This window comes from Pandoraea sp. B-6, assembly GCF_000282835.1.
In the GTDB taxonomy this organism is placed as follows: domain Bacteria; phylum Pseudomonadota; class Gammaproteobacteria; order Burkholderiales; family Burkholderiaceae; genus Pandoraea; species Pandoraea cepalis.
This window is the reverse complement of sequence record NZ_AKXS01000111.1, coordinates 1-5772: the sequence shown is the minus strand read 5'-3', so window position 1 is coordinate 5772 and position 5772 is coordinate 1. Positions and strand designations below refer to the sequence as shown.

The 5772-nt window shown below is 64.3% G+C and carries 5 protein-coding genes and 1 pseudogene; 4 read left to right on the top strand and 2 right to left on the bottom strand.

The window, feature by feature from the left end; all coding sequences use genetic code 11:
* Both A985_RS0100865 and gatC read right to left on the bottom strand, forming a co-directional pair.
* Window positions 1-211: pseudogene (locus A985_RS0100865) on the bottom strand (amidase family protein); the annotation flags it as partial.
* A gap of 122 nt (window positions 212-333) precedes the next feature.
* A complete protein-coding gene (gatC, locus tag A985_RS0100860; RefSeq protein WP_017231545.1) occupies window positions 334-633 on the bottom strand; it encodes an Asp-tRNA(Asn)/Glu-tRNA(Gln) amidotransferase subunit GatC in 300 nt (99 codons plus the stop codon).
* A 550-nt stretch (window positions 634-1183) separates the two neighbouring features.
* Here gatC and A985_RS0100855 point away from each other — a divergent pair.
* The 4 genes from A985_RS0100855 to mrdA all read left to right on the top strand — a co-directional run.
* Window positions 1184-2227: a rod shape-determining protein gene (locus tag A985_RS0100855; protein WP_010805637.1), complete on the top strand. Its 1044-nt coding sequence runs from the start codon at window positions 1184-1186 to the stop codon at window positions 2225-2227.
* Window positions 2228-2411: 184 nt separating this feature from the next.
* On the top strand, window positions 2412-3380 hold the full coding sequence (mreC, locus tag A985_RS0100850) for a rod shape-determining protein MreC (RefSeq protein WP_017231544.1): 969 nt from the start codon (window positions 2412-2414) through the stop codon (window positions 3378-3380).
* A 9-nt stretch (window positions 3381-3389) separates the two neighbouring features.
* Window positions 3390-3902 carry a rod shape-determining protein MreD gene (mreD, locus tag A985_RS0100845; RefSeq protein ID WP_017231543.1) on the top strand — a complete coding sequence of 171 codons (513 nt, stop codon included), beginning with the start codon at window positions 3390-3392 and terminating at the stop codon, window positions 3900-3902.
* A 43-nt stretch (window positions 3903-3945) separates the two neighbouring features.
* The coding region (gene mrdA / locus A985_RS0100840) for a penicillin-binding protein 2 (RefSeq protein ID WP_017231542.1) at window positions 3946-5772 on the top strand (1827 nt) is incomplete at its 3' end.

Here is a 5772-nt window from a genome sequence, read left to right as displayed (position 1 = left end):
ACGGCCGGTTCGCGCCCTCGCCGGCGGCGATGCGCGCGTCGGCGGCACGCGCCTGCGCGAGGCTCGCCTCGGCGTCGACGTGCACGAATGCGTTCAGATCGGCGGCCCCGGCAATGCGGTCCAGATAGTGCTGCGTCAGTTCGACGCTCGAGACGCGCCTGGCGTCGAGCGCAGCGCGCAAATCCTGCAAATGAATCAGATCTTGTTCCATGGTGGCTGCTGTGCGTTATAGCGCATGAAGGCATGAGGGCATGCGGGGCGCCGAGGGCGCGCGGCAATCCGTTGCGCGAGCGTCCGGCGCACCGGAGGCATACATCGCGCAACGGGCCGGACTCATTCGATGACCTTCGGCACCAGATAGAGGCCGTCCTGCACGGCGGGCGCGGGGCGCTGATTGGCTTCGCGATCGACCTGCTCCGTCACCGCGTCGGTCCGCAGACGCTGGGCGACCGCCTGAATTTGCTCGATCGGATGTGCCAGCGGGGCTACACCTTTCGTGTCGACCGACTGCATCTGCTCGACGAGCGCGAAGAAGCCGTTCAGCTCCTTTTCCATGTGAGCGGCCTCGTCATCGGCCAGCTCGAGACGCGCGAGGTGGGCGATGCGTTTGACGTCTGAGAGATTCAAAGCCATGAAGAAATCCCGAAAAAATGCGCATTGGAGAGCAGCCGGGTGCATGCCTGACGCCAATATTAGGGACAGAATGCGGAGAATGTGCGGACGGCGTTGGGTTCGTCCACCGTTTTACTCCGTGCACCGGGCCGCGCAGGAGGGCTGGCGCGCCGTGCCACAAGGCTCCCGGCGGGCGCACCGGGGGCGTCGAATGGGGTGTCAACGTGCTCGTTTTTCCTGCAAAACCTGCGAAATTATAAGGTATCATTGCGCATTAAATTTGCGTCGGAGCGTGTTTTTGCACCCTTCGATGCTGTCGCGCAGGTGGGCCACGGCCAGTCCGGGGGGCGCGACAGACGTTCGCGCAGTCCATTGGAAGACCCTGACGCGACGGATGGATAACGGCAGTCCCGCCTCCTGCCCGGTACCGCATTCCTCGGTTTGTCCGCACGTTTCGCGAGCCGCCGCGTGGCGCCTGGCGATTTTTTTGCGAACAGGCCGGAACCCAGATGACAGGCCGCCGTCCCAGTCACATCCATTGGGACGGCCTCACGCAGACACAGGATTTTGCATGTTCGGTTTTCTTCGAAGCTATTTCTCCAACGACCTGGCCATTGACCTGGGCACCGCCAACACGCTCATCTACATGCGCGGCAAGGGCGTCGTGCTCGACGAACCGTCGGTCGTCGCCATTCGCCAGGAAGGCGGCCCGAGCGGCAAGAAGACGATTCAAGCCGTCGGCAAGGAAGCCAAGCAAATGCTTGGCAAGGTGCCGGGCAACATCGAGGCGATTCGCCCGATGAAGGACGGCGTGATCGCCGACTTCACCGTGACCGAGCAGATGATCAAGCAGTTCATCAAGATGGCTCACGAGTCGCGCCTGTTCTCGCCGTCGCCGCGCATCATCATCTGCGTGCCGTGCGGCTCGACCCAGGTCGAGCGCCGCGCCATCAAGGAAGCCGCGCACGGCGCGGGCGCCTCGCAGGTGTATCTGATCGAAGAGCCGATGGCCGCAGCCATCGGTGCCGGCCTGCCGGTCTCGGAAGCCACGGGCTCGATGGTCGTCGACATCGGTGGCGGCACGACCGAGGTGGGCGTGATCTCGCTGGGCGGTATCGTCTACAAGGGATCGGTACGTGTCGGTGGCGACAAGTTCGACGAAGCCATCGTCAACTACATCCGCCGCAACTACGGCATGCTGATCGGCGAACAGACCGCCGAAGCGATCAAGAAGGAAATCGGCTCGGCCTTCCCGGGTTCCGAAGTCAAGGAAATGGAAGTCAAGGGTCGCAACCTGTCGGAAGGGATTCCGCGCGCTTTCACCATTTCGAGCAACGAAATCCTCGAAGCGCTGACCGATCCGCTCAACCAGATCGTGTCGTCGGTGAAGATCGCCCTCGAACAAACGCCGCCGGAACTGGGTGCCGACATCGCCGAGCGCGGCATGATGCTCACGGGCGGCGGCGCGCTGCTGCGCGATCTCGACCGTCTGCTCGCCGAAGAAACGGGCCTGCCGGTGCTGGTCGCCGAAGACCCGCTTACCTGCGTGGTGCGTGGCTCGGGCATGGCGCTCGAGCGCATGGACAAGCTCGGCAGCATTTTCTCTTACGAGTAAGCTAACGTGCGTGGTTCGTCGTCCGGCGCGGTGGGGCCATCCCTGCCCCCCCTCGCCCGACACGACTGGCCACGCAGCAAGACCACGCGCACGGAGCTTGTCGTCATGCCGCGCCGTCGCACCCGACTGACACCATTCGCGCACCGCGGCGCCTCGCTGCGCGTGCTCCCCTGAAGGGCCCACCATGCAGTACAGTCCGCCGCCACTGTTCAAACAGGGTCCGTCGGCGTTGGCCCGGCTGATCTGTTTCGTCGCGCTTGCCATCGGCCTGCTCGTGGTCGACTCGCACTACAACACGCTGGAACGGGTTCGGGCCGTTGTCGGCACCGCCCTGTATCCGGTGCAACGCATGATGCTGTTGCCGCGCGACGCCATTCTCGGCGTGGCGGGCTTCTTCTCGACCGAATCGCAACTCTCGGGCGAGAACCGGGCGCTTCTCGCGCAAAACCTTGAGCTCTCCGTGCAGGCTCAACGCAATAACCAGTTGACCGCCGAGAACGAACATCTGCGCCAGATGCTCGCCTTGCGCGAGCGCCTGCCCGTGCCGAGCATTCCCGCCGAGATCGAGTACGACACACGCGACCCGTTCACGCAGCGCGTGGTCATCGATCGCGGCACAAAGCATGGCGTGAAGCTCGGCGCCCCGGTGGTCACGGAACAGGGTCTGCTCGGTCAGGTCTCGCGCGTCTTCCTGCTGCAAAGCGAAGTCACGCTGCTCACCGACAAGGAGCAAGCCGTACCCGTGCAAGTCACGCGCAGCGGTGTGCATAGCGTGATCTACGGCGGACTGCGCGGCAACGTGCTGGACCTGCGCTTCATTCCGCTGTCGGCCGACGTCAAGGTCGGCGACGAAATCGCCACGAGCGGCCTGGACGGCATCTACCCCGCCGGCCTGCCCGTGGCTCGCATCACCAAGGTCGACCGCGTGTCCGACACCGCGTTCGCGCGCATTCTGTGTCAGCCGGTGGCCAATCTGCGCAGCCAGCGTCAGGTGCTGGTGCTGCAATACACCACGCCGCTCGCCCTGCATCCGGACGCCGCCGCCGATCTCGCGCGCGCGTCCGATCCGTCGGCAAGCGGCGAAAAGCCCGGCCAGAAGGGCGGCACGCGCGCCGATCCAAAGCGCGCCCCGGCCGCCCGCAAGGGTCATTGAGGAATCGACATGCCACGACCGCAATACATTCTGCTGCCGGTCAATCCGTACTTCATCGCGATCAGTCTCGTGGTGGCGTTTCTGGTCAACCTGATGCCGTGGGGCCACGCCCCCGCCATGCCCGACTTCGTCGCGCTGGTGTTGATGTTCTGGAACATCCACCAGCCGCGCAAGGTGGGCATGGGCGTGGCATTCCTCGTCGGCCTGCTCATGGACGTGCACAACGCCGGCCTGCTGGGCGAGCACGCGCTCGCTTACACGCTGCTGTCCTACGGCGCGATCATGATTCACCGCCGTGTCCTGTTTTTTACGCTGCTTGGCCAGGCGCTGACGGTGCTGCCGTTGCTGCTGCTCGCGCACGTGGTGCCATTCATCATTCGTCTGGCGACCGGTGCGGCGTTTCCGGGCTGGTGGCCGCTCGCGGCGGGGTTTGTCGAAGCCCTGCTCTGGCCGGTGATCAGTATTCTGTTGCTGGCGCCGCAGAAGCGCGCCGTCGACCGCGACGACACGCGTCCGATCTGATGGGCCCCGTCCCCACCCGATCGCGCCACCGAGCCCTGCTTGCATGACCGAGTTCAAGAATCCCCAGCAACAACTGCAGACGTTTCATCTGCGGATCACAGCGGCTGCATTTTTCGTGCTGATCTGCTTTGGCCTGCTCGGCGTACGCTTCGTCTACCTGCAGGTCTTCCGCCATAACCAGTACGCGCTGCAAGCCGACGAAAATCGCGTCTCGCTCGCGCCGATCGTGCCCAACCGGGGCGTGATCATGGATCGCAACGGCGTGGTGCTCGCGCGCAATTATTCCGCTTACACGCTGGAAATCACGCCATCGAAGATCGGCCGTCCGCTGGAAGATCTCATCACCGATCTGTCCGACGTGATCGAGATCACGCCGCGCGACCGCGCCCGCTTCAAGAAGCTCATGGACGACAGCAAGAGCTTCGAGAGCCTGCCGATCCGCACACGCCTGACCGACGAGGAAGTCGCGCGCTTCACCGCGCAGCGCTTCCGCTTTCCCGGCGTGGATGTGCACGCGCGGCTCTTCCGCCAGTACCCGCTGGGCGAGACCGCCGCGCACGTGATCGGCTACATCGGCCGGATCTCGCAGCGCGATCGCCAGCGGATCGAGGCGATGAGCGAAGAGAACGACAGCGACAGCGCCAAATACGACATCCGCCGCGACGTCAACAACTACAAGGGCACCGATTACATCGGCAAGATCGGCGTCGAGCAGAGCTACGAGACGCAGCTCCATGGCATCACCGGTTTCGAGGAAATCGAAGTCACTGCCGGTGGCCGCCCGGTGCGCACGATCTCGCGCACCCCGGCCACGCCCGGCGACAATCTGGTGCTGTCGCTCGACATCAAGCTCCAGCAAGTGGCCGAGCAAGCGTTCGCCGGGCGGCGCGGCGCCGTCGTGGCGATCGAGCCGAAGACGGGCGACGTGCTGGCGTTCGTCTCGGCACCGAGCTTCGATCCGAACATGTTCGTCGAAGGGATCGACCAGCAAAACTGGGACGCCCTGAACAATTCGCCCGACCGGCCGCTGCTCAACCGTCCCTTGCGCGGCACCTATCCGATCGGCTCGACGTACAAGCCGTTCATGGCGCTCGCCGCGCTCGAACTGGGCAAGCGCACCCCGAACTGGGGCTTCCAGGACACGGGCGCGTTCACACTCGGGAACCACACGTTCCGCAACGACGTTCGCAACGGCCAGGGCTGGATCGACATGTACCGTTCGATCGTGGTGTCGAACGACACGTATTACTACATGCTCGCGCACGATATGGGCGTGAATGCGATTCACGACTTCATGGCGCCGCTCGGCTTCGGTCAGTTGACGGGCATCGACATCGAAGGCGAGGCGCGCGGCATTCTGCCGTCGACCGAATGGAAGCGCAAGGCGTACAAGAAGCCCGCGCAGCAGAAGTGGTACGACGGCGAGACGGTCAGTCTGGGCATCGGGCAAGGCTACAACTCGTTCACGATCCTGCAACTTGCGCACGCGACGGCCACGCTGGCCAACAACGGCGTGGTGATGAAGCCTCACCTCGTGAAGGCCATCGAGGATCCCGTCACGCACGCACGCCAGCTCACCGTGCCGCACGAAAGCGCACGGCTGCCCTACAAGCAGGCGAACATCGATTTCGTCAAACGCGCGATGGTCGGGGTGATCAAGGAAGGCACCGGCCGTCAGGCATTCGCGGGCGCGCCGTACGAGGCCGGTGGCAAGACCGGCACGGCGCAGGTCTACTCGCTCGGCAAGAACGAGAAGTACAACCACAACGCTATCCCCGAATTCAAGCGCGATCATGCCTTGTTCATCGCGTTCGCCCCCGCCGACGATCCGAAGATCGCCGTCGCACTGATCGTCGAGAACGCGGGATGG

Bases quoted from the DNA above. Each gene is read 5' to 3' on its own strand.
- mreD (WP_017231543.1), top strand. From the start codon at position 3,390: ATGCCACGACCGCAATACATTCTGCTGCCGGTCAATCCGTACTTCATC.
- A985_RS0100855 (WP_010805637.1), top strand. From the start codon at position 1,184: ATGTTCGGTTTTCTTCGAAGCTATTTCTCCAACGACCTGGCCATTGAC.
- gatC (WP_017231545.1), bottom strand. From the start codon at position 633: ATGGCTTTGAATCTCTCAGACGTCAAACGCATCGCCCACCTCGCGCGT.
- mreC (WP_017231544.1), top strand. From the start codon at position 2,412: ATGCAGTACAGTCCGCCGCCACTGTTCAAACAGGGTCCGTCGGCGTTG.